At 37.7% G+C, this 23223-nt stretch carries 20 protein-coding genes; 19 read left to right on the top strand and 1 reads right to left on the bottom strand.

Annotated features, from left to right (window positions below; translation table 11 throughout):
- Nucleotides 1-104 (bottom strand): MerR family DNA-binding transcriptional regulator (locus tag H140_RS15640; RefSeq protein ID WP_083932780.1); only part of this gene is annotated, 104 nt, incomplete at its 3' end.
- A gap of 360 nt (nucleotides 105-464) precedes the next feature.
- Between H140_RS15640 and H140_RS0112085 the strand changes: the two genes are divergently transcribed.
- From H140_RS0112085 to H140_RS14645, 19 genes are all read left to right on the top strand, one after another.
- Nucleotides 465-1610 carry a polysaccharide biosynthesis/export family protein gene (locus tag H140_RS0112085; protein WP_019673921.1) on the top strand — a complete coding sequence of 382 codons (1146 nt, stop codon included), beginning with the start codon at nucleotides 465-467 and terminating at the stop codon, nucleotides 1608-1610.
- A gap of 205 nt (nucleotides 1611-1815) precedes the next feature.
- Nucleotides 1816-2250 (top strand): low molecular weight protein-tyrosine-phosphatase, encoded by a 435-nt coding sequence (locus tag H140_RS0112080; RefSeq protein WP_019673920.1) that lies wholly within the window; start codon nucleotides 1816-1818, stop codon nucleotides 2248-2250.
- A 229-nt stretch (nucleotides 2251-2479) separates the two neighbouring features.
- On the top strand, nucleotides 2480-4783 hold the full coding sequence (locus H140_RS0112075) for a polysaccharide biosynthesis tyrosine autokinase (protein WP_019673919.1): 2304 nt from the start codon (nucleotides 2480-2482) through the stop codon (nucleotides 4781-4783).
- A 79-nt stretch (nucleotides 4784-4862) separates the two neighbouring features.
- Entirely contained in the window at nucleotides 4863-6806 is a 1944-nt protein-coding gene (locus H140_RS0112070) for a polysaccharide biosynthesis protein (protein ID WP_019673918.1), read from the top strand.
- A gap of 68 nt (nucleotides 6807-6874) precedes the next feature.
- Nucleotides 6875-8152 carry a Vi polysaccharide biosynthesis UDP-N-acetylglucosamine C-6 dehydrogenase TviB gene (tviB, locus tag H140_RS0112065; RefSeq protein ID WP_019673917.1) on the top strand — a complete coding sequence of 426 codons (1278 nt, stop codon included), beginning with the start codon at nucleotides 6875-6877 and terminating at the stop codon, nucleotides 8150-8152.
- An 81-nt stretch (nucleotides 8153-8233) separates the two neighbouring features.
- Nucleotides 8234-9193, top strand: a complete 960-nt coding sequence (locus H140_RS0112060; RefSeq protein WP_019673916.1) for a Gfo/Idh/MocA family protein — start codon at nucleotides 8234-8236, stop codon at nucleotides 9191-9193.
- Nucleotides 9193-9789 (top strand): acyltransferase, encoded by a 597-nt coding sequence (locus H140_RS0112055; protein ID WP_019673915.1) that lies wholly within the window; start codon nucleotides 9193-9195, stop codon nucleotides 9787-9789. Before H140_RS0112060 ends, H140_RS0112055 begins: the two co-directional genes overlap by 1 nt.
- Before the next feature lie 41 nt (nucleotides 9790-9830).
- On the top strand, nucleotides 9831-10907 hold the full coding sequence (locus tag H140_RS0112050) for a DegT/DnrJ/EryC1/StrS family aminotransferase (protein ID WP_019673914.1): 1077 nt from the start codon (nucleotides 9831-9833) through the stop codon (nucleotides 10905-10907).
- 13 nt (nucleotides 10908-10920) lie between these two features.
- Nucleotides 10921-12267 (top strand): oligosaccharide flippase family protein, encoded by a 1347-nt coding sequence (locus H140_RS14650; protein ID WP_019673913.1) that lies wholly within the window; start codon nucleotides 10921-10923, stop codon nucleotides 12265-12267.
- A complete protein-coding gene (locus H140_RS0112040) occupies nucleotides 12264-12860 on the top strand; it encodes a hypothetical protein (RefSeq protein ID WP_019673912.1) in 597 nt (198 codons plus the stop codon). Before H140_RS14650 ends, H140_RS0112040 begins: the two co-directional genes overlap by 4 nt.
- Nucleotides 12847-13869, top strand: coding sequence for a hypothetical protein (locus tag H140_RS0112035; protein ID WP_019673911.1), 1023 nt, complete (start codon nucleotides 12847-12849; stop codon nucleotides 13867-13869). The genes H140_RS0112040 and H140_RS0112035 overlap by 14 nt, the downstream gene beginning before the upstream one ends.
- Nucleotides 13870-13947: 78 nt before the next feature.
- On the top strand, nucleotides 13948-15312 hold the full coding sequence (locus tag H140_RS0112030) for a polysaccharide deacetylase family protein (RefSeq protein WP_019673910.1): 1365 nt from the start codon (nucleotides 13948-13950) through the stop codon (nucleotides 15310-15312).
- 1246 nt (nucleotides 15313-16558) lie between these two features.
- Nucleotides 16559-17701 (top strand): glycosyltransferase, encoded by a 1143-nt coding sequence (locus tag H140_RS0112020; protein WP_019673908.1) that lies wholly within the window; start codon nucleotides 16559-16561, stop codon nucleotides 17699-17701.
- A gap of 64 nt (nucleotides 17702-17765) precedes the next feature.
- Nucleotides 17766-18926, top strand: coding sequence for a glycosyltransferase (locus H140_RS0112015; RefSeq protein ID WP_019673907.1), 1161 nt, complete (start codon nucleotides 17766-17768; stop codon nucleotides 18924-18926).
- On the top strand, nucleotides 18919-19947 hold the full coding sequence (locus H140_RS0112010) for a polysaccharide biosynthesis protein (RefSeq protein WP_019673906.1): 1029 nt from the start codon (nucleotides 18919-18921) through the stop codon (nucleotides 19945-19947). Before H140_RS0112015 ends, H140_RS0112010 begins: the two co-directional genes overlap by 8 nt.
- Nucleotides 19940-20815 (top strand): dTDP-4-dehydrorhamnose reductase family protein, encoded by an 876-nt coding sequence (locus H140_RS0112005; RefSeq protein ID WP_019673905.1) that lies wholly within the window; start codon nucleotides 19940-19942, stop codon nucleotides 20813-20815. Before H140_RS0112010 ends, H140_RS0112005 begins: the two co-directional genes overlap by 8 nt.
- Nucleotides 20787-21941, top strand: a complete 1155-nt coding sequence (wecB, locus tag H140_RS0112000) for a non-hydrolyzing UDP-N-acetylglucosamine 2-epimerase (protein ID WP_019673904.1) — start codon at nucleotides 20787-20789, stop codon at nucleotides 21939-21941. The genes H140_RS0112005 and wecB overlap by 29 nt, the downstream gene beginning before the upstream one ends.
- Nucleotides 21942-22943 carry a glycosyltransferase family 4 protein gene (locus tag H140_RS0111995; protein ID WP_019673903.1) on the top strand — a complete coding sequence of 334 codons (1002 nt, stop codon included), beginning with the start codon at nucleotides 21942-21944 and terminating at the stop codon, nucleotides 22941-22943.
- A gap of 55 nt (nucleotides 22944-22998) precedes the next feature.
- Nucleotides 22999-23223 (top strand): helix-turn-helix domain-containing protein (locus H140_RS14645; RefSeq protein ID WP_019673902.1); only part of this gene is annotated, 225 nt, incomplete at its 3' end.

Raw genomic sequence — 23223 nt, 5'->3', positions numbered from 1 at the left:
GTTCTTTGGGCGACAAGCACACCTGTCTCATCCCATCTCCGTAGAGTTGAGACAGAAACGCCTAATCGGTCAGCTGCTTGTTTTATGCTTAATAATCTATTCATAGTAAGTAATTATAAATAGATTTAGATAGAATCTATGTTACTGTTTGTAGCCCCACCCACTTAAATACACACCACCTGCGCCCATAATCAATAAACTCCTTACTCGAATCACTGATATGCTAGTATATGAGCACTTTTTTATGTAATATACGCCAATATTGAGACAATCACCTTAATTTAATGTTAAAATAGTGACAATAATCGATAACAATTATCCAAACTTATTGATACAGTTGATACAATATACCTCACTCTCAACTCTTTGCGTGGGCTGTGGCTTTAGCCCAGCTATCAATAGAAGCGCAACATTAAATTAGTAATGCATCAATAAAAGCAATATATAAAGGTAGAGACGTTAACATGACTGTTTTACACCCAAACTCACTGCTTGCCAGTACCACTCTTGCCGTGCTGATCGGGTTAACTTCCGGCTGTACCACTCTCAACTCTGGCTTTCAGGCAGGTGACCTGCCACCACAAGGTACCTTTATTGCTGACAATGGCATGCAATTTAATGTACAGCCACTAAGCTTGGCGAATTTGCCAGCGGCGCCGACTTATGCAATGGGCACGACATCAATCACTGGACAAAAAAATGCCCGAGTACGCGAGCTTTTAGGTGCGCCTCGTGGCAGTGAATATCGCATTACCAATAGTGATATCTTAAGTATCAACTTGATAGGTTATCCTGAGATCACGCCACCTGTACCAAGTACTGCCATCACTACTGCAACCAACCCCTTTGCTTCTGGCTATCCAGTAGATCAAGAGGGCTATGTGCAGTTTCCATTAGTTGGTCGTATCAAAGCCAGTGGCATGACGGTGAGCCAGTTTACCACCAGTTTACGCAGTCAGTTGCAGCGCTATCTCAAGCATCCAGATCCACAGGTGAAAGTCATTAACTACCGTGGTAACAAATTCTTCATTGATGGTGAAGTACGCAATCCAGGTGAGTTCAGCATTGACGATGCGCCTGCTACCTTATATAGTGCCATTTCACTGGCTGGTGGGGTAACTGCAACTGGTGACGCAAACAGCCTGACTTTAACCCGTAACGGACAGCAGTATTTGCTAGGTTTGCGTGACTTACAGACTATGGGAATCTCTGCTAACCAAATCTACCTACAAGATGGCGATGCCATTCATATCAATAACCGCAACCGCAACCGTATCTATGTGCTTGGTGAGCTTGGTACTATCAAACCAGTAGAAATCCCAGATCAGGGCTTAAGCTTGACTCAACTACTGGGTGAAGTCCAAGGGCTAGACCTACGTACAGCAGATGCGGCAAAAGTCTATGTGGTACGAGATCATGGCAATGCCTCTTATACGGATATTTATCATGTGAACTTGCAGTCGGTAGCCAATCTAGCGCTTGCTAATCGCTTTGAGATGCAGCCCAACGATATCATCTATGTCGATCCAACTGGTCTGACCCGTTGGTCTAGATTCATCGGTAATATCTTGCCATCAACCTCTGCGATTACTCAGATATCAAGACTTTAATCTAGCGTACCACCTACCAGTCATCGGTAGATAAAAGCTGAATAAGGTAGGTAAAAGCTGAATAAATGGGTAGATTCATTAATTGGTTGGCGTATTAATAAATTGACAAAATAAGCAGAACGAAATATTCAGACTAGGCTAAACCAAAACTGCCTGAAATTTTGATGGCTTTTTTTGATTGTATTTGTATTTTTGGTAACCCATTATGGCATTTGATAATATATTGGTAGTGTGTATCGGTAATATTTGCCGCAGCCCTATGGCAGAAGCCTTGTTAAAACAACGCTTCCCTAATAAACATATTGACTCTGCAGGTGTCGGTGCATTGGTCGGCCATCCTGCAGATCCAGCGTCTATCAAAATGATGGCGGAGCACGCTAATATCGATATCAATAAGCATATTGCAAAGCAAATCGATGAAAAACTGGCAGTCAAGGCAGACTTAATCCTGACCATGTCAGATCGACAAACCAAGTGGATTGAAGATAGCTTTCCATTTTGTCGAGGGAAAACCTTTAAACTGGGTCATTGGCAGGGCAATGATATTGCTGACCCCTATAAGCATGAGATAAGCGCTTTTGAACGTGCCTATCAGGACATCGTGCGTGGTATAGACCAATGGCAAGACAAGCTGGATTAACCAACATCCAGACCTTGATCTCTTTTTAGATCTTTATGCTTGCCATTTACCGATTATTAACTGGCGTTACCGATTATTAACTGATACCAAATCTGAAAATTAAGATATCGAGAAAAACGAGTGCAAACGCTACCAGTAGTAGGTTTTACGAGTTTGACAAAGATAGATTATGTTTCAGAAAAGGTATGACTTTACCGATTACTAACCGATTGAACAATAGCGAAACTTTATGAGCAACTCTGTGCCAAACCCTGCTGTTAACAGCACCACTCAACATGATCAACATGATGATGAAATAGATCTGATTGCACTACTGCTGACCCTGCTGCGTGGCTGGAAGACTATTGTGGCGTGTGCCGCACTGGGACTGATCCTAGGTGTCACCTATAGCCGCTATGCACAGCCCACCTACCAGACAGATGCACTGATCCAAATAGATCAAAAGTCACAAGGTATTGCTGCTCTAGGTGCTAATATTTCTGAGTTGGTCGGTGCCGAAGCCAGCCCAGCAGAAACCGAGCGAGAGCTGATCAAATCACGTATGGTACTCGAGCCAGTAGTAAAGCAGCTGCATCTTGACATTCAGCTCACTGATGCTGAAATCGGTGTGTTAGACCGTATTGCTCAATCTGATATTCCCAGTCAAAGCAGCACGACTGATGGGGTGATGCTAGAGACAGACAGCGGCTTAGTCCAGATCAAGCAGTTAGAAATGCCTTTAGCCTATCAAAACAAAACCTTTACCCTAGTCAAAACCGATACTGGCTTTGAGCTAAGCCGTGAAGATAAAGACAAAGGCAATATCAGCATCAATGGCAAACTGGGCACACCCATAACATTCACTACCCCTGATGGCGATATCTTAATCGAAGTCACCGCACTGCCAGCGGTGGGACACCCAATTAATATTGCCAAACAGTCTATGCCAAAAGCCATTGATGAGCTAAGTAACGCCCTATCTGTCTCTGAACGAGGTAAACAAACTGGTATCGTGCAGCTGAGTCTAACCGGTCCTAATCAAGCGCAAGTCAGCCAGGTATTAAGCCAAGTGGTGCGGTCTTATGTGGATCAAAACTTATCGCGTGGCTCAGAGCAGACCACCACCACCATTAAGTTTATGGAATCGCAAATTCCACAGTTAAAACAAAAACTAGAAGACTCAGAAGAAGCCTTTAACCAATTCCGTGAACAGTACGGTACCATAGATGTCAGTAAAGAAGCAGAAATCTTATTGGCCGAAAGCTCACAGTTAGAACGCCAACTGAGCGAGCTAAATCTAAAAAAAGCAGAGCTGTTAACCTTTTATACCGAAGAGCATCCGTTGGTAGTACAAATTGAAGAACAGTTGACTGTGCTTAACCAACGTCGTGCTGATATTAAAGACACCACCACCCGCTTACCTGAAATACAGCGTGAATTTGTGCAACTGTCGCAAGATGCGGAGATCAACCGTGAAATTTACCTGACCATGTTGAAAAACTATGAACAGTTAAAAATTGCACGGGCTGGTGAGATTGGTTATGTACGCGTGGTCGATACGCCTATTAATACCTATGAGCCCATTGCCCCTAAGAAAGCTCAAATATGGGTATTGGCTTTGTTACTAGGGACAATGCTCGGCACATTATTAGTATTTATTAAAAGCTTACTGCGCAACACTATTAAAGACCCAGAGCGTCTGGAAGAAAAGACTGGCGTGCCAGTACTGGCTACCATTCCACGCTCAAAAACAGCACTTAGCTTAAGCAAAAACAGTAAGAAAAACCGTCGTCTATTGGCAACAGTTGACCATGATGGGCTTAGCTATGAAGGTATTAAAAGCTTACGCACTGCCCTGATGTTTGCAATGCCCAAGCAAAGCAAAATAGCCAGCTTATATTCAGACATCTATTCAAAGACGCTATCTACTGGCGAGACACAAGCAAGCGTACAGCCTAATAAGCAAGGCAAAATCATCGTCATCTCTGGAGAGTCGCCTGGTATTGGTAAGTCCTTTATCGCCTCAAATCTGGCGGAGACCTTCTCACAGCTGAATAAGAAGGTACTGGTCATCGATGGCGATATGCGCCGCGGTGAGCTACACCATATCTTTACCATTGCCCAAACCAATGGGCTTGGTGACTATCTCACTGAAGAAGCGGCGGCTCTTGCGGACTTTATCCACCCGACCAGCTTTGAGTTTATCGACTTTATGCCACGTGGTAAGCATCCTAGTAACCCAGCCTCGCTGCTATCAACCGATAAGTTTGCACAGATGCTGGCACAGCTGGTGGGCTTCTACGACTATATCATTATCGATACCCCGCCGGTATTGGCCGTCTCCGATGCCATCGTCACTGCTCAATATGCAGATAAGGTACTGATGGTGACTCGTTATAATCACTCGATTGAGGGTCAACTGAACTATGCGCTAAAACAAATGCACAAAGCACATATCGAAGTGGATGGCATCGTGCTCAATGATGTGGTCCAAAGCATTACTAGCAAATATAGCTACCATTATAATTATGCTTATGGTAACTCCAAAGACTAAACTTAAAGCCTTAAATACAAAGCCATCACAGGTGTTATTTTTATAGCCCTGATTATCTTATTCACACATTGGTCATAGCATGATAGAGTCTGATAATCACAGTCCTAAATCTAGCCATCACCATGCTGCCAATAGCGTGGCGGAGTCTTTACTGAGTCTGCCACGCCCTGCTAAGCAAGCTATTTTATTCATTGGTGATTACGCACTGTCAATTGTGTGTCTGTTTTTAGCCCTATCGCTACGCCAAGGTGTGCTTGATGTGAATGCCAGCCCAGTACTGGTAGCCTTCTATGCCTTTATCCCAGTCGCTGGCCTGTATCTGATTGGTTTTTATCGCGGTGTCACCCGCATCTTCTTTGAATCCGATATGCGCCGAGTGTTGCTGTTATTTGTGGTTATTATTCTAGCCTACACTTGCGTATATCTACTGGAAGGCATTACCAGTATTCCTCGCTCAGTACCTTTGCTATATCTGTTTATGCTGTTTATTTGGCTGTGGGGTAGTCGCTTATTTTTACGAGATTTATTATTACGCTTGCAAGGCAAGCCTGTCTATCAAGACAGTCAAGCAGTCGCCCAAGCCAGAGACAAGGTCATCATCTATGGTGCTGGTGCTTCTGGTACCCTGCTACTAGAAGCGCTACAAGACTCACCTCGCTATGAGGTGGTCGCCTTTGTCGATGATGACAGTCGCTTGACCAGTGGGCATATCTTGGGCAAAAAGATCTATCTGGCCGATGACATCAAGTCACTGATCAATGAGCTGCAGGCGGAGCAAGTATTTTTAGCAATGCCCTCGGTCAGTCGTCAACGCCGGCGGGAGATCATTGATAATCTAACCGCCATTTCGGTGAAAATTAAGCAATTACCAAGCTTACAAGACATTGCCGAAGGTAAGGTGTCAGTTAGCACCATGCGCCGAGTAGATATCCTTGATGTACTGGATAGACAAACAGTCGAACCTGACGAAAAACTACTGGCTAAAAATATTACCGGCAAAAATGTGCTAGTCACTGGTGCTGGCGGCTCTATCGGTAGCGAGCTATGCCGTCAAATTATTAAGCATCAGCCCAGCTGCTTAGTATTGTATGAGCTGTCTGAATATGCCCTCTACGCCATCCATCAAGAGCTACTGGCTTGGCAACAGCAACATCCTGAAAGCCAACACATTGAGATCTTCGCCCTACTCGGCAACGTCACCAATGCCGACAGATTACACAAGATTTTCAACTTACATCATATTCAAACAGTCTATCATGCGGCCGCTTATAAGCATGTACCCATCGTCGAGTTTAACCCCTTTGAAGGGGCGATCAATAATGCCAAAGGCACTTACCACTGTGTAAAAGCCGCCATTGAAGCACAGGTTGAGACCTTTGTCTTGATCTCAACCGACAAGGCCGTGCGCCCGACCAATATTATGGGTGCTTCCAAACGCTTGGCGGAACTAGTATGTCAAGGATTTGCCGCGCAAAATTCTAATACAACTATCAGCATGGTACGCTTTGGTAACGTACTAGGCTCGTCTGGCTCGGTAGTGCCTCTATTTACCAAACAAATCGCTCAAGGTGGTCCAATTACCGTTACCCATCCTGACGTCACCCGCTACTTTATGACCATCCCAGAAGCGGCAAACTTGGTTATCCAAGCGGGTGCGATGGCGCAAGGCGGAGAAGTATTCGTGCTAGATATGGGAGATCCTGTTAAAATTGTAGACTTAGCCAGACGTATGATTCACTTAAGTGGCTATCAGGTAAAAGACGATGAACATCCTAATGGCGATATTGAAATCGTTTATAGTGGTCTGCGCCCAGGTGAGAAGCTATATGAAGAGCTGATCATAGGTGATGACAATGTCGAGCCGACCCAGCATCCACTGATTATGCAGGCACGTGAGCATAGCTTTGCATTGGCTGAGATAGAAGCGACGTTAGATGAACTTAACGTCCGCTCACAGCAACACGATGTCGCTTGGTTAAAGCAGCAGTTTATGCATTATGTGGAAGGGTATAAACCAAGTTAACCCAATAAATAGCGCATATAAACCGACTTTACAAGAAAACAGATAACACTAACACCCGAAGGTAAACTATGATAAAGCTTGATGATATAAAAATTGCCGTTATTGGTCTTGGCTATGTTGGTCTACCGCTTGCTGCAGAGTTTGGTAAATATCGCCCTGTTATTGGTTACGACATCAATGAAGCTCGCGTCAATGAGCTACGACATGGTACTGATAGTACTCGTGAAGTGGATAGTAATGACTTGCTTTCGGCTAAACAACTGTCGTTTACCACAAGTTTAGAAGACCTGACTGATGCCAACTTTTATATCGTTACTGTTCCTACACCCATTGATGACAGTAATGCACCAGATTTAAAGCCTCTAGAAAGCGCTTCCACCTCTGTGGGACAAGTCATCAAACCTGGAGATTTTGTGGTCTATGAATCAACTGTCTACCCTGGCGCAACTGAAGAAGTTTGTATTCCCATCATCGAAAAAATATCTGGCTTAAATTTCAATAAAGATTTCTTTGCTGGCTACAGCCCTGAGCGCATTAACCCAGGTGATAAGGTAAACACCTTAACCAAGATTACTAAAATCACCTCAGGATCCACCCCTGAGGCTGCTGATTTGATTGATAGCCTCTATGCGTCTATTATTAAAGCGGGTACTTATCGTGCCAGCTCTATAAAAGTTGCTGAAGCAGCAAAAGTTATCGAAAATACCCAACGTGATCTCAATATCGCGATTGTCAATGAGTTTGCCAAAATTTTTAATATTATTGGCATCGATACCCAAGCTGTACTTGATGCCGCCGGCAGTAAATGGAACTTCTTAAAATTTAAACCAGGTCTAGTCGGTGGGCATTGTATCAGTGTCGATCCTTACTATCTGACGCATAAAGCACAAGAAGTAGGCTATCGTCCTGAAGTAATCCTTGCTGGCAGACGCATCAATGATGGCATGGGGCAGTATGTTGCAACCCAGATGGTCAAAAAACTAGCACGTAAAAAGATTCATATTGATGAAGCAAAAGTATTGGTTATGGGCTTTACCTTCAAAGGCGACTGTCCTGATACACGTAATACGAAAGTTATTGAAATAATAAAAGAGCTACAAAGCTTTAATATCAATGTCGATGTTTATGACGACTGGGCAAGCAAACAAGAAGTTAAAGAGCATTATGGTATTGAGCTAATCGATGAGCTAAAAGCAGGCTATTATGACGGTATCATTATTGCCGTTGATCACAGTGGTTATAAAGAATTAGGCATTGACTATATCCGTTCATTAGCAAAAGAAAACCATGTCATTTACGACGTTAAGTATGTGTTTGCAGAAGGTGAGACTGATCTGCGTCTCTAAGCTTATATTTATAGCTAATTAAGTTATTACAAGCTATCAATCTGAGTATTTATTTGTTAGTAAAATTAATAGGAAGTTAACATGAAAAACTTTGCGCTAATAGGTGCTGCTGGCTATATCGCACCACGTCATATGAAAGCGATTAAAGAAACAGGCAATCATTTACAGGTTGCTTATGATATCAATGACTCTGTGGGTATTATCGATAGCATCTCACCTGACAGCGAGTTTTTCACTCAATTTGAAGTCTTTAGCAACTACTGCCACAACCTCAAGCGTAATACAGAAAAAAAAATAGATATTGTTTCTGTCTGCTCTCCCAACTTCTTACACTACCCACATATTGCTTCGGGTCTTAGAATGGGCGCAGATGTTATTTGTGAAAAGCCTTTGGTGCCAACAGAAGCCATACTCGATGAGTTAATTGCCATTGAACAAGAAACAGGTCATAAGGTCTATAATATCCTACAGCTACGCCATCATGAGGCCATCTTAAAGCTAAAAGAGCAAATAGCTAACGATAGCCGCTCTGAAAAATACGATATTGAACTGACTTATATTACCTCACGTGGCAAATGGTATCTTGAAAGCTGGAAAGGCGATCTCAACAAGTCTTTTGGCATTGCAACCAATATTGGTGTTCACTTCTTTGATATGCTGCATTTTATCTTTGGTGATCTGGTTGAAAGTGAAGTGTACTACACAGCAGAAACTAAAGCCGGTGGTTATCTAGAGTATGATAAGGCACGTGTGCGTTGGTTCTTATCAATTGATGCCAATGACTTACCTGAAAGTGTGAAAGGCAAACAGCCAACCTATCGCTCAATCAATATTGAAGGCAAAGAGATTGAATTTTCTGGTGGCTTTACCGACTTGCACACAGTATCATATCAAGAGATATTAGCGGGTCGTGGTTATGGCTTAGAGGACGCTCGCTTTAGTGTAAAAACAGTAGAGCACATTCGTCATGCCCAAGACAAGGTAACAGACGAATCAAGACTACACCCCAATGTGAAACAACTATTAGCGGAGCGTACTTAATGTCACAGTCCATCCATCCATCCGTTTTCATCCATGAGTCGGCTATTGTTGATGCTGGTGCAAGCATCGGTGAAAATAGCCGTGTCTGGCATTTTGTACATGTTTGTGGCGGTGCTGTTATAGGCCGTCACTGCTCAATGGGACAAAATGTATTTATTGGTAATAAAGTCATCATCGGTGATGATTGTAAAATTCAAAACAACGTTTCTGTCTATGACAATGTTACCTTAGAGGATGGTGTCTTCTGTGGTCCAAGCATGGTATTTACCAATGTCTATAACCCCAGATCTTTTGTTGATAGAAAATCTGAATTTATGAGCACTCTTGTCAAGACAGGTGCCACACTTGGCGCAAACTGTACCATTGTCTGTGGCAATACCATCGGCAAGTTTGCCTTTATTGGTGCGGGCAGTGTCGTTAACAAAGATGTGCCAGATTACGCACTTATGGTCGGTGTCCCTGCACGTCAAATTGGCTGGATGAGTGAATATGGTGAACGCCTAGACTTACCCTTAACAGGTAGTGGGGACGCTTACTGCAAGCATACTGGTGCGAAATATACACTTGCGAACGGCACAGTTACTAAAAGCAATTAACGCTTAATTAGGCTGACATAATTTAGGTTGAGGATTATTAGATGCAATTTATCGATTTAGCAGCGCAGCAAGAGCGTATTAAAGACAAGCTGCAAGCAAATATTCAAAACGTATTGGCGCATGGCAAATACATCTTAGGTCCTGAAGTTTACGAGCTCGAAGAAAAGCTTGCTGAATATACAGGTGCCAAATACTGTATTACCTGTGCTAATGGCACAGATGCGCTACAAATTGCGCTGATGTCATTAGGTATCCGACCTGGCGATGAAGTGATTACCCCAGGCTTTACTTATATTGCGACTGCTGAAACGGTAGCCTTACTAGGCGCTACGCCTGTCTATGTTGATATTGACGCAACAACTTATAACTTAGATCCAAGCTTATTGGAAGCAGCCATTACTTCTCGTACCAAAGCCATAATACCCGTAAGCTTATACGGCCAATGTGCAGACTTTGATACGATTAATGAAATTGCAAAGAAGCACAATTTGCCTGTTATTGAAGATGCGGCACAAAGCTTTGGCGCTATCTATAAAGGTAAGAAGTCCTGCAACCTGTCTACCATCGCTTGTACTAGCTTTTTCCCAAGCAAGCCATTGGGTTGTTATGGTGATGGCGGTGCGATTTTCGCCAACGATGAAGAGCTAGCAACCGTCATCCGCCAAATTGCCCGTCATGGACAAGATCGACGTTATCATCATATCCGTATAGGCGTAAACAGCCGTCTTGACACCTTGCAAGCAGCCATCCTACTGCCTAAGCTTGAAATTCTAGATGATGAAATGATTGCTCGTCGTCGAGTCGCAGCTACTTATACTAAGCTGCTTAATGAAGCAGGTATTACTACCACGCCTGTCATCGAATCACATAATGAGAGTGCTTGGGCTCAATATACCATTCAAGTAGATAATCGCGATCAGGTACAAGCTAAGCTCAAAGATCAGGGAATCCCAACAGCCGTACACTACCCTATCCCGCTAAACAAACAACCTGCGGTTGCCAGCGATGCTAAGCTGCCAGTGGGTGATGCTGTTGCTCAGAAAGTAATGAGCTTACCTATGCATCCATACTTGAATGAAAGTGACATTAAATTAATCATTAATAATATTCAGCTTTAGAAAAGGCAAGTTCATGAATTGGTTGAAGAACCTGCTACCTAAAAACTCTTTTGCACGTGGAGTTAGTGTCTTAGTCGGCGGGACTGTAGGGTCTCAAGCTTTGATGATACTTGCTACTCCATTAATAACTCGACTTTACACTCCTGAAGACTTTGGGTTATTAGCAGTATTCACAGCTATTCTGGCATTTTTCACAGTGGTTTCGGCTGGTCGTTATGACTTAGCTATACCTTTACCTGAAGGTGATCAAGATGCTGCTAATTTAGCAGTATTATGCATTTGCATTGTATCAACTTTTACCCTCTTATCCTTTATATTTATCCTATTCTTTTCTAACAATATTGCCCTACTTCTTAAATCACCAAAACTAGCAAATTACTTATTACTAATCCCAATTGGTATTTTTTTTGTGGGTATTTATCAGATCTTTTCTAAATGGTCTATTAGACAAAAAGAATTTAGTGTTATAGCAAAAACAACGCTTTATCAATCCCTTGGTACCATTGCTATTCAGTTAACTGGTAGTTCTTTTGGAGCAATATCACTAATATTTGGGTATTCCACTGGACAAGGTATAGGTGCAGTTGGCTTAGCTAGGTCGGCATTTAGAAAAAGTGAGTTTAAAACAGTTTCCTTAAAGGACATTAAATCGCAAGCCATACGATATAAAGATTTTCCCATATATTCTACTGGAACTGCTTTATTCAATACAGCTAGTTTACAGTTTGCACCAATAGTGTTCATTACACTCTATGGAGCAACTATCTCAGGGTTATATGCCTTAACTTTACGTATATTATCTATGCCTATCAGCTTAGTAGGTAATGCTATTGGTAGTGTATTTTTATCTGAAGCTCCAAAAGCTAAAAGAGAAGGTACACTGCCTGACCTAATAATCAAATTACATAATAAGCTAGCTTTAATAGGCGCCTTCCCTTTAGCCATACTTTTATATTTTGCCCCAGATTTATTTTCATTAGCCTTTGGGAAAGAGTGGTTAAAAGCTGGAGTCTATGCTCAATGGATGGCTCCTTGGATATATCTACAACTACAATGGTCTCCATTGTCAATGCTAGCTAGCGTATTAGAGTTACAACGGGCATCTTTCATATCACAGATATTATCTTTTAGCTTTCGATTTGGAAGCCTTATATTAGCATGGCAACTCGAACTATCTTCCGACAATAGTATATTAGTTTTTGCTATAGTTAGTGCTATCGTTTATCTTATAGTTATGCTTTGGTTTATTAATAAAGCTGGAGCACCCATCACAAAAATCATTTTTGCAAATATTAAATACGTAGCGGTTTCTATCATAGCGGTTTTCCCGCTTTGGTATATAAAGGAGCAGATACTATGATGCTGAGTAGGTTTTTCCAAAACTATCTGTTTAAACAAAGATATATATTTGCTTATGCACTTAGAAGCTATGAACACAACAATAAGATTTCTATAATTAAAATGACTGATGCTAATGCTTTAGATATTATACGAAAACTAGAAGAAGTTCATAACTCTAATCAACCGCTTTCTTCTACTATAAAAGAGAGAGTAAACAACCCTGCCTGGGTATGTTTTTATTACCATGATAATAATATAATTATGGGGTACAGTTTCTTACACATTCCACACATTATTGAATGGAATGATTCATTACCCACTTTACCTAATGAAGCTAGATTAGGATCTAATTTCGTTCATCCTAACTATAGAGGTCAAAGGATTAGAGGCGAAATTTGCAAACAACAAATAAATTATGCTTATAAACATAAGCTCAAACTATGGTCTGTTATTGAAAAAACAAATATAGCATCTATACGAGCTGAAAGCAGGTTCAAGACTACTAAAACCAATAACTACTTAATAAAGTTTTTCGGTCGTAATATTATTACAATATTAAGTGAACCTTTACGAATTTATGTTCTAAAAGGAAATAGACGTGCCCGTCGATAAAAATTTATACTTTCTACAACCTACATCTGACCAAGCCATCAGTGTTGCAAAGATCCTAAACGATCATAGCCTGATTTTAATTACTGCTGTTCTATTAGCTCATGAAAAAGAGCCGCAATACTTAAAACGAATATATAATAATATTATTAAAGTCGATAGCTATGAAGAACTAAATAAAAACAACATCCTTGTCCCATTTGGTGCTTCGTCAACTGAGTCTTTACTTAAACAAAGTCAAATACGACTTAATAAAGTGGCTATGTCACAAAACGTACTGGCTGTTTATGATAAGCCAAATTTCTTAAAATTTTGTACTGAACATGATCTTCCAGTACCAAAGACATATTTAGAAGAGTCTTTAATTCCAGATACAGCTTACCCTATATTTTATAAACAAAAACATGAAAAGGGTGGAGGTATTAGAGGAATAGCAAACTCTTCCAAAGAACTACCACAATCCTTTCAAGAAGATCTTATCTACCAAGAGCTGATTGATACTCAAGGTACCTATGGTGTTGGATTCATAGCTAATGAGGGAAACTTATTAACTAGCTATTGTCACTTTGAGGAAATCAGTTATCCATCTTCTGGAGGTTCTGCTGTTGTCGTAAAGCCAGTCAAAAATCCTAGACTTATAGAACTAACTAAGCAATTCTTGAAACAATCTAACTATTCTGGTTGGGGTCTTGCTGAATTTAAATGGTGCAGTAGGCGACAAGACTTTGTATTTATGGAAGTAAATGCTAAATTCTGGGCATCTTGTGAATTAGCTTTAAGGAATAATGCGAATTTTAATAAATACCTGTTCGGTGTTGATTCTAAAGAAGATGATATTGAAGGTATTGTTTTTTTAAATAGAGCTCTCAGCCTAAGTTTAATCAGAGCTTTAAATATTATTAGAAAAAATAAAAACCTATCTATAGTTATGTATCCTATGCTTTCTAAAGTAATAGCCCATAAACTACTACCCAAACAACTAATAAAACTCATAAAAAAAATAATTCATTGAATCTATTTTTAGACTATCCAAACTACTTTACTATAATTTATATTAATTTTATGTACTAACAATATTAGAGTCCAACCTATGACTGTTTTCTTTACGAAAGAAGCTATCGACTGGCTTATCTTAATCCTTGAAGAGCGATTTGGGCATAGCTTTTATATAATGCAATCAAATCAGGGTCTTAAACTTTCTCTAAAGAATAAACCTGAAAGGTACATATTGTTTCCAAATCTAAATAAAATGTTTCATCAATCAAGTTCAGATATGCCTTGTAGTTATTGGGATGCAACCAAAGAAGGCTGGGACAGTGTCATAGGTGAGCCTATTCCAGCACCAGCTGTTGCTGAGTTACGGCAACCACTTATTGAATATAATAATAATGATTGCTTTACTGTTCATTACGATATATTGGGACTAACTTACTGGATGTTAAACCGCATTGAAGAGATTGGTCGAACAGATTTAGATGAACACCAACGTTTTCCTGCAACGTCTTCTCATGCCTGTAAATACGGATATATAGAACGCCCCATAGTAGATGAATGGCTTAATATTTTAGGACAAGTTATTACAGGACTTTGGTCTCAATTGAAACTCAAAAAACATCAATTCTCTATTAAAGTTAGTCATGATGTAGATGCTCCAAGTCGTTATGGATTTAAATCTCCAAGCAAGCTGCTAAGGAGTATGCTTGCAGATATCATAAAAAGAAAAGACTTTAAAGGTGCTACACTAGCACCCATTGTACGTATGAATAATAGATATCAGCTTAGTAAACTAGACCCTTTCAATACATTTAATTGGTTAATGGATCTTTCTGAAGCTAACAACCTACAAAGCTCATTCTATTTTATTTGCGGGCGTACAGATCCTCTAATGGATGCCGACTATGAACTAGAACACCCTTCTATTAGGAACCTTCTACAATTAATACACAAGCGAGGTCATGAAATAGGACTTCATCCAAGTTATAATAGCTTTAAATCACCAAATATAATTAAAAGAGAGGCTGATAGACTCCGAACAGTAATGGATCAAGAAAACATCAATCAACCAGATATTGGGGGTAGAATGCATGTATTACGCTGGACGCACCCGCTAACCTTACAAGCTTGGAATGATGCTAGCTTATCTTATGATTCAACATTAGGTTACGCAGATATGCCTGGTTTTAGATGTGGTACTTGTTTTGAGTACCCAGCATTTAATCCAATGACCCAAAAGATATTAGATGTAAGAATTCGCCCACTTATTGCGATGGAGTGCTCTGTTATCGATAAGCGCTATCTAGGGTTAGGATATACTCAAGGCTCTTTAGACAAGTTTATGCAATTAAAAGATACCTGCAAACGTATCAAAGGTTGTTTTACTTTATTATGGCATAATAGCCATTTTCAGTATGATGGCGACAAATACATTTATAAAAGACTGATAAAAAACACATAATCAACTTCGACATATAAGACTAATGACTTTAAATAAACTATCAGACTTTTACCAACAATATCTGTTTATTGTTTACTTACCTATAACTTTTATCTTATGGCTTCTATTGGTAATAGGTAGCCCTTTTATCGTCGGTGCCCATACTTTAGTTATAGCATCAATAATAATCTATATTATTATTTCATTAAACAAGATAAAGTTGGACTTAAATTACTTTTTAGTTATATTTTTTTTAATTTACTGTGTAAGCCTAACGACTATACACTATTCACACTATGACTTAATAGACTTACATAATCGGAGTCTAGCAAAATATCACTACAATTTATACCTTCTGTACTTTGCATCTTATCTATATGGTAGGTATGTAAGCTTCAAAGTCAACACTATAAATTATATAATACTAGCGATACTGCTTATACTAATCTCTTCTATAGCTGATATTAGTACTTACAGTCTTAACTTTGATTTGTTCGATGAGGATAAAAAAGGAGTTTACTTAGAGCTATCTAATCTTTTTTCCATTTTTTTAATATTTTTTATTTCAAATATAAAAAAAAATAGCTTACGTATTATAATATTTATTATCGGCTGTATAGCTCTGTTCTTTTTAAGCTCACGCTCATCTTTATATATATTTATCGCTATATATTTATTATATCAATCACTATACTCTAGTTTTAAGTCACGTATTTTTAGCTTCGTATCATTAGCATCAATTATATTCATATTCTTTACTACTTCATTTGCTCAAGATATTTTACAGACAAATAAAAGAATGTTTTCTATTCTGACAGATCTAGAAGGAGATGCTTCGCAGCAAGCTCGTAATGCATTATTACATGTAGGATTAAAACGTACATTAGAGTCTCCCATACTTGGAGATTACGGTGGTGTAATACATGAGTTTGGAAATCTAGGTTCATATATTCACAATATACTTTCCTATTGGCAAACCTATGGACTTCTTCCTTTTATATTGGCAGTTTTATTTTTCATACTACAACCTTTATATATAGCCTACTGCGCACTTAAAGAAAAAAAACAGCTAAAATCATCTATTTATTTCAACTTATCTATATATCTAGTATTACTAATTGTTACCTCTAAGTCATATACTTGGTACTACGCATGGTTTTTATTAGGCTATATACATACATTTAACCGAAGAATAAAAAACTGACTCTGTTTGCTGAGTGGTTTAATCTAATATTTATATTGAACTTTAAGGAAATAAGGTTTTTTTATGAGTTATTGTTTTTTATGCTTATTTAGAGCAGATAAAGCTGCAAGTGGTTTAGCTTTTAGAATCCCTCAATTATGGAAGGCCCTTGCTGATAGTGGTGAAGATGTATATTTAATTATAAACCAAAGCTTATTCGATAAGACATTGTCAAATAATATAAGCTTAAATATAAAAAAGAAAGTCTATATTATTCCAGACATTATAGACTTTAAAATAGACTCATTGTTTTTGGTCCCTCCGATTCTACTATACCTTGTTACTATAAAAAAAATAACTAAATTTCATTTAACTATTGGTGGTGCATACTTTATTAAATACATTAAATTACTATCTAAGATATCATCCGAAGAAATACAAATTCACACATCAATAGGATCTAAAAACTTAGAAATGCTAGTAGGTAATGATTTTAATAGTAAATACTATCAACTCCATGAAAATTTATTAAGAGATAGTTATAAAATAGATTGTCTATATCCCACTAGTGGTTTTCCTGAATTTCAAAATAAATGTATTCAGTCACCTGGAAGCTTTAGCTGGAAGTATGATACTACATCCATTGAAAACTTAATCTTTAACAAAAACAAGAACTATAATATTTTATTTTGTAGCACCTTAATTCCTCAAAAAAATTATCGACTTGCAATTGATGGTTATAAGAAATTAGTATCTATTCCAGATATAAAAGAACTAGATGAAATACCTAAGTTAGTAATTGTTGCACCAAGCATACCTGATAAGTTAATGACCGAAATCCAATTATTTAATAAAGGTGAGGTGGGTCATATTCTTTTAGAAAAATATGAAAATATTGATAAATTACTAAAAGATAGCTATATTTTCCTAAGCCTTCAAGACTATGACAACTATCCATCACAGTCATTAATAGAAGCAATGGCTCATGGCTGTTCAGTAATAGCTACTAACTTTGGTGATACCTCAAAAATAGTAAAAGTCAACTACAACAATTACTTAATCGAAAAGGATGTTAGTGAACTGGTTGACGCAATGATAAAGCTTTTATTTAAAAAACCATTTATCAATTATGATAATATCAACTATATTTTAAACAATCATACTGTACAACAATATGCAGAGTATTTCAAAAATAATTTCATTAGAAACGAAGCTTATAATAGCTAGTTTATATTATGTGAATAATATTAATTTTATCGACCTGCACAATAATTTTCAGGAGCACTAACAAGTGAAAGTCCTTGTATTTAGTAATTTTTATATCCCTGGCTTTAAGGGAGGGGGACCTATAAAGACCCTCAAAAATTTATTCGATAGAACCGGAGATATTATATCTTATAAACTAATAACAAGTGATCGAGATTTGGGTGACAGCACCCCATATCCTAATATTCAATATAACCACTGGCAAACCTTAGATAATACCGACGTACTCTATATAAAACCAAGAACAAAAGGATATATAAGTATATTTAAAACCGTAACTAAAAATAGTCATGATCTATTATATTTGAATAGTTTTTTTTCTATACGCTTTTCCTTACTCCCCCTCTTAATTGCTAAGAGTCAAAAAAAACAAGTTGTTTTAGGTCCTAGGGGTGAGTTTTCAGAAGGTGCTCTTAGCTTAAAACCTCTTCGAAAAAAAATATATATCTCTTTCTATAAGAAATTAAAGTTACATAATAACACTGTATTTCAAGCCTCAAGTTTACATGAAGAAGAGGATATAAAAAAAGAACTAGGAGATAAGATAGATGTTTTTATAGCAGAAGATATTGGCTCTGCAGAATTTGCAAAAGAGATACCTAAACAAGATAGTGAGGCTATTAAGGCTGTTTTTATTTCTCGCATATCTCCTAAGAAAAACCTGCTTTTTGCTTTACAGGCTTTAAATGATGTAGATTATCCTTTAGTTTATCACATATATGGACCAGTTGAAGATGAGGATTACTGGAATCAATGTCAAAAACTAATAACTGAAATGCCTTTACATATTACCGTGGAGTATAAGGGGGATCTAGTTCCCGAACAAGTCATAACAAAGCTATCTCAATATGATTTTTTTTACATGCCAACAAAAGGAGAAAATTACGGTCACGTTATAGCTGAAGCATTATGCGCTGGATTACCTTTAGTTATATCTAATACTACCCCTTGGCGTAATTTAAAACACTCAGGTCTTGGTTGGGATTTACCTTTAGATAACATTAATACATTCAGTTCTGTAATAAATGAGCTGGCACAAATGCCCATTAATGAGCATTTAAAAATGAGAAATCATATACTAAATTGGGCCAAACAAAAGTTTACTGAGATTGATGCTGTCCAAGCTAATATCAATATGTTTAACTATGCTTATAAAAAAAGAAAAGGAACTAACAAAAATGTTTAAAGATAAAATATTGTTAATAACAGGTGGTACTGGATCTTTCGGTAATGCCGTACTTACTCGTTTCTTAGATACAAATGTTGGAGAAATTCGTATATTCAGCCGTGATGAAAAAAAACAAGATGATATGCGTAAAATGTACTCTAATCCTAAATTAAAGTTTTATATCGGTGATGTACGTGACTATCAAAGTATCTTAAATGCCACACGTGGCGTTGATTATATCTACCATGCAGCAGCTTTAAAGCAAGTCCCCTCTTGTGAATTCCACCCAATGGAAGCAGTGAAAACCAACGTTATTGGTACTGAAAATGTATTAGAAGCTGCTATCCAAAATAAAGTAAAACGTGTGGTTTGCTTAAGCACAGATAAAGCGGTCTACCCTATTAATGCAATGGGTATATCTAAAGCCATGATGGAAAAGGTAATGGTGGCTAAGTCTCGTAACTTAGAAAGCCTAGATACGGTAATTTGTGGTACTCGCTATGGAAATGTAATGGCCTCTCGCGGCTCGGTAATTCCACTATTTATCGATCAAATCCTTCAGAACAAGCCACTTACTATTACAAACCCTAATATGACTCGATTTATGATGACATTAGAGGATGCAGTAGATTTAGTTCTATATGCTTTCGAACACGGTAAAAATGGGGATATATTTGTTCAAAAAGCACCAGCAGCTACCATCGATGTATTAGCAAATGCTCTAATAGAATTAATGGATATTAAACAATATCCAATTAATAATATCGGCACTCGACATGGTGAAAAGTTATATGAAGCTTTATGTAGTCGTGAAGAAATGTTAATCGCTGAAGATCAGGGATCCTATTACAGAATACCTGCTGACAATCGTGACCTCAATTATGAAAAATATTTTGATGAAGGCTCTCAAGAGCTCTCTAAGATAGAAGACTATAACTCTCATAATACAAAACGCTTAAACGTTAGTGAAATGAAAAAGCTTCTTCTTAAATTAGATTTAGTAAAAAAACTTATAATGAAGGATACAGTCAATGCATAAGAAGCTTCTAATTTTAGGTGCGAATGGAATGCTAGGCAGTAGTATCCATCGATACTTTTCTCAAACTCAACATGCAACTCTTGGAACAGTTAGATCTGCCTCTTCCAAGAATTTAATTAGTAAACTCGGTTTTAATAATATTGTAGACGGTATAGATGTTCTAGTAGAAGGAAGCCTAGAAAACTTAATAAAAGAATATCAACCTGATTATGTGTTTAATTGTATTGGTTTAATTAAGCAGCTTTCTACGTCACAGCAGCCTACTTTAGCAATTGAAATTAACAGTTTATTTCCCCACAAAATTGCTCAATTATGCAGTAAATACAATAGCCAACTAATCCACTTTTCAACTGACTGCGTATTTAGTGGTAAGACAGGAAATTACAATGAAGACTCTATACCAGATGCCTTTGATCTTTATGGTCGCTCAAAACTACTAGGTGAAGTAGCATATGACAATCATATTACCTTTCGCACATCTATTATTGGCCATGAGCTTGAGTCTAACGTAAGCTTAATTAATTGGTTTCTAAATCAAAGCAACCCTGTTAAAGGTTTTTCAAATGCTGTTTTTTCAGGTCTACCTACCTATTATATCGCGGAATTTATTGACTACTATATTATTAATAACTCTGACTTCTCAGGCTTATATCATTTAAGTGCCGAACCTATTAACAAGTACAGATTACTCAATCTAGTAAAAGAGATATATGATGTTAAAACTGATATTATAGAGTATCCAGACTTTGTAATTAATAGAAGCCTCAATTCTGGAAAACTAAAAAGTACACTTAGCTATACACCTCCTAATTGGCAAGACTTAATTAAGAAGATGCATTATGAATACAACCTCTATTTTAAAAACTGATAAAAAGCTTAAAGTAATGACCATTGTTGGAACTAGGCCAGAGATAATAAGACTATCTCGTATAATCCCTAAGCTAGATACCTATTTTGAGCATATTTTAGTCCATACAGGTCAAAACTATGACTATGAGCTTAATCAAATTTTCTTCGATAACTTAGAAATTCGCACTCCTGATATATTTCTTGAGTGCGCTGGTAAAAATGCAGCTGAGACAATATCCCAAGTAATATTAAATTCCGATATTGCTCTTAATGAACACAATCCTGATGCCATACTGATTTTAGGTGACACTAATAGTGCTATGGCTGCAATACCAGCGAAACGTAGAAAAATTCCAATCTTTCATATGGAAGCAGGTAACCGCTGCTTTGACTTAAGAGTTCCTGAAGAAATTAACAGGAAAATCGTAGATCATATAGCAGATGTTAATCTACCTTATAGTGATATAGCTCGTGATTACCTATTGCGTGAAGGTCTTAGCCCTGATTTAATCATAAAAACAGGCAGTCCTATGGATGAAGTCATATCTTATTACAACAAGAAGATTCAATCTTCTAATATTCTTGATCAATTAAAGGTTGAAACTGGAGAGTACTTTGTTGTTAGTGTTCACCGCGAAGAGAATGTAGACTCAAAACATAACATTTTTGAATTTGTTGATGTTTTATCCGATTTAGCTGAAAAGTATTCTTTTCCGATTATTGTATCCACACATCCAAGAACACAGAAGAAGATAGACTCCTTACAATTGAAGTTTCATCCCTTAGTTCAACTCTTAAAACCGCTAGGCTTTACAGATTATATTCAATTGCAAACTAATGCTAAAGTTGTTCTCAGCGATAGTGGTACAATTACTGAAGAGTCATCCATTTTAAATTTTCCTGCAATCAATATCAGGGATGCACAAGAACGCCCAGAGGGATTTGAAGAGGGTGCTGTTATGTTTACTGGAATGAATAGTCAGCGTATATTACAAGCCGTGAAAATCCTAGAGCAACAAGGTAGACTGGCAGATAGAACTATAAACGTCGTTTCCGACTATGTAGCTCCAAATGTTTCTGAAAAAATTGTTCGTATAATTTTGAGTTATATTGACTATGTCAATAGTGTCACCTGGAGAAAATAAGTGCTTAAAATATTAATACTATCGGATGACTATTTACCTAATAGCACACGAGTGCATGCAAAGATGCTACATGAACTCGCAATTCAGCTTTCTGATATTGGTCATAAAGTAACAGTATTAACTCCAGGAGATGCGAATCAAAAAAATATAAGAGTAATAGATTTTTTGGATAACATTGAGATATGGCGCTTTAAGAGCAACCCTACTAGAGGCGTTAGTAAAATTAAACGAGCCATTAATGAATCAATGTTACCTATACGTGCATATATAGCATTAAAAAAACATATAAGCACCCAATCATTTGATATATGTATTAACTACTCTCCTACTATATTTTTTGGACCATTAACCTGGCTATTAAATAAACGTGGCACATTTATATATCTTATTCTAAGAGATTTTTTTCCTCAATGGGTTATTGATCAAGGAATTATTAAAGAAAAATCTCTTATTTCACAATACTTTAAACTATTTGAAACATTAAACTATAATGCATCTGACTGTATAGCTGTTCAATCTCCAGGAAATTTAGCTCTATTCAAAAACAAGTATCCTAAAAAGAAAAATACTACTGTTCTTTATAATTGGGCTAAAGCAGTTTCGACTCCTAAGAATGATATTATTACTAAGGAAAGTCTAGGTTTAAATAATAAAACTGTCCTATTTTATGGTGGCAATATCGGCCATGCTCAAGATATGATGAATATCATAAGGCTTGCTAAAAAACTAAAGCCTTATACACATGCACATATCGTATTGATGGGACAGGGTGATGAGTACGATTTAGTAAAAGAGAAAATAGTAGATTGGAGTTTAGATAATATTACTTTAATGCCTTCAGTTTCTCAAAGTGAGTATATACGTATTGTTGCTGGCATGGACATAGGGCTGTTTTCACTATCAGCCAAACACTCTTCTCATAATATTCCTGGTAAACTATTAGGATATATGGCTGAATCCTTGCCTATATTGGGAAGTGTAAATAAAGGTAATGATAAGTAATCGAACAGAAATACATTATAATAGCAATTTTCCATAACAGACATAAAAAGCCATCATGAAGATAAGACAAGTAGAACTAACCGATGCCGAGCGTAAAGCACTAGACCACGGGTATAAACACGGAAAAACAGCCAGTTATCGAAAACGTTGTCACATTATACTGCTAAAAAGTGATGGCAGAATAGCCAAAGACATCGCACAAATAACCGACACCAACATTCAAAGCGTATACAATTGGCTCAACCGTTATGACGCCGAAGGCATACAAGGGCTACAAACA

Origin of the sequence: Psychrobacter lutiphocae DSM 21542, assembly GCF_000382145.1 — a bacterium.
Lineage (GTDB): Bacteria > Pseudomonadota > Gammaproteobacteria > Pseudomonadales > Moraxellaceae > Psychrobacter > Psychrobacter lutiphocae.
Note: the sequence above shows the minus strand (reverse complement) of the source record. Positions and strands in the feature narration are given on the sequence as shown.

What these genes read in the sequence shown, in the direction of transcription:
- H140_RS0112085 (WP_019673921.1), top strand. Translation starts at nt 465, where the DNA reads ATGACTGTTTTACACCCAAACTCACTGCTTGCCAGTACCACTCTTGCC.
- H140_RS0112080 (WP_019673920.1), top strand. Translation starts at nt 1,816, where the DNA reads ATGGCATTTGATAATATATTGGTAGTGTGTATCGGTAATATTTGCCGC.
- H140_RS0112075 (WP_019673919.1), top strand. Translation starts at nt 2,480, where the DNA reads ATGAGCAACTCTGTGCCAAACCCTGCTGTTAACAGCACCACTCAACAT.
- H140_RS0112070 (WP_019673918.1), top strand. Translation starts at nt 4,863, where the DNA reads ATGATAGAGTCTGATAATCACAGTCCTAAATCTAGCCATCACCATGCT.
- tviB (WP_019673917.1), top strand. Translation starts at nt 6,875, where the DNA reads ATGATAAAGCTTGATGATATAAAAATTGCCGTTATTGGTCTTGGCTAT.
- H140_RS0112060 (WP_019673916.1), top strand. Translation starts at nt 8,234, where the DNA reads ATGAAAAACTTTGCGCTAATAGGTGCTGCTGGCTATATCGCACCACGT.
- H140_RS0112055 (WP_019673915.1), top strand. Translation starts at nt 9,193, where the DNA reads ATGTCACAGTCCATCCATCCATCCGTTTTCATCCATGAGTCGGCTATT.
- H140_RS0112050 (WP_019673914.1), top strand. Translation starts at nt 9,831, where the DNA reads ATGCAATTTATCGATTTAGCAGCGCAGCAAGAGCGTATTAAAGACAAG.
- H140_RS14650 (WP_019673913.1), top strand. Translation starts at nt 10,921, where the DNA reads ATGAATTGGTTGAAGAACCTGCTACCTAAAAACTCTTTTGCACGTGGA.
- H140_RS0112040 (WP_019673912.1), top strand. Translation starts at nt 12,264, where the DNA reads ATGATGCTGAGTAGGTTTTTCCAAAACTATCTGTTTAAACAAAGATAT.
- H140_RS0112030 (WP_019673910.1), top strand. Translation starts at nt 13,948, where the DNA reads ATGACTGTTTTCTTTACGAAAGAAGCTATCGACTGGCTTATCTTAATC.
- H140_RS0112020 (WP_019673908.1), top strand. Translation starts at nt 16,559, where the DNA reads ATGAGTTATTGTTTTTTATGCTTATTTAGAGCAGATAAAGCTGCAAGT.
- H140_RS0112010 (WP_019673906.1), top strand. Translation starts at nt 18,919, where the DNA reads ATGTTTAAAGATAAAATATTGTTAATAACAGGTGGTACTGGATCTTTC.
- H140_RS0112005 (WP_019673905.1), top strand. Translation starts at nt 19,940, where the DNA reads ATGCATAAGAAGCTTCTAATTTTAGGTGCGAATGGAATGCTAGGCAGT.
- wecB (WP_019673904.1), top strand. Translation starts at nt 20,787, where the DNA reads ATGAATACAACCTCTATTTTAAAAACTGATAAAAAGCTTAAAGTAATG.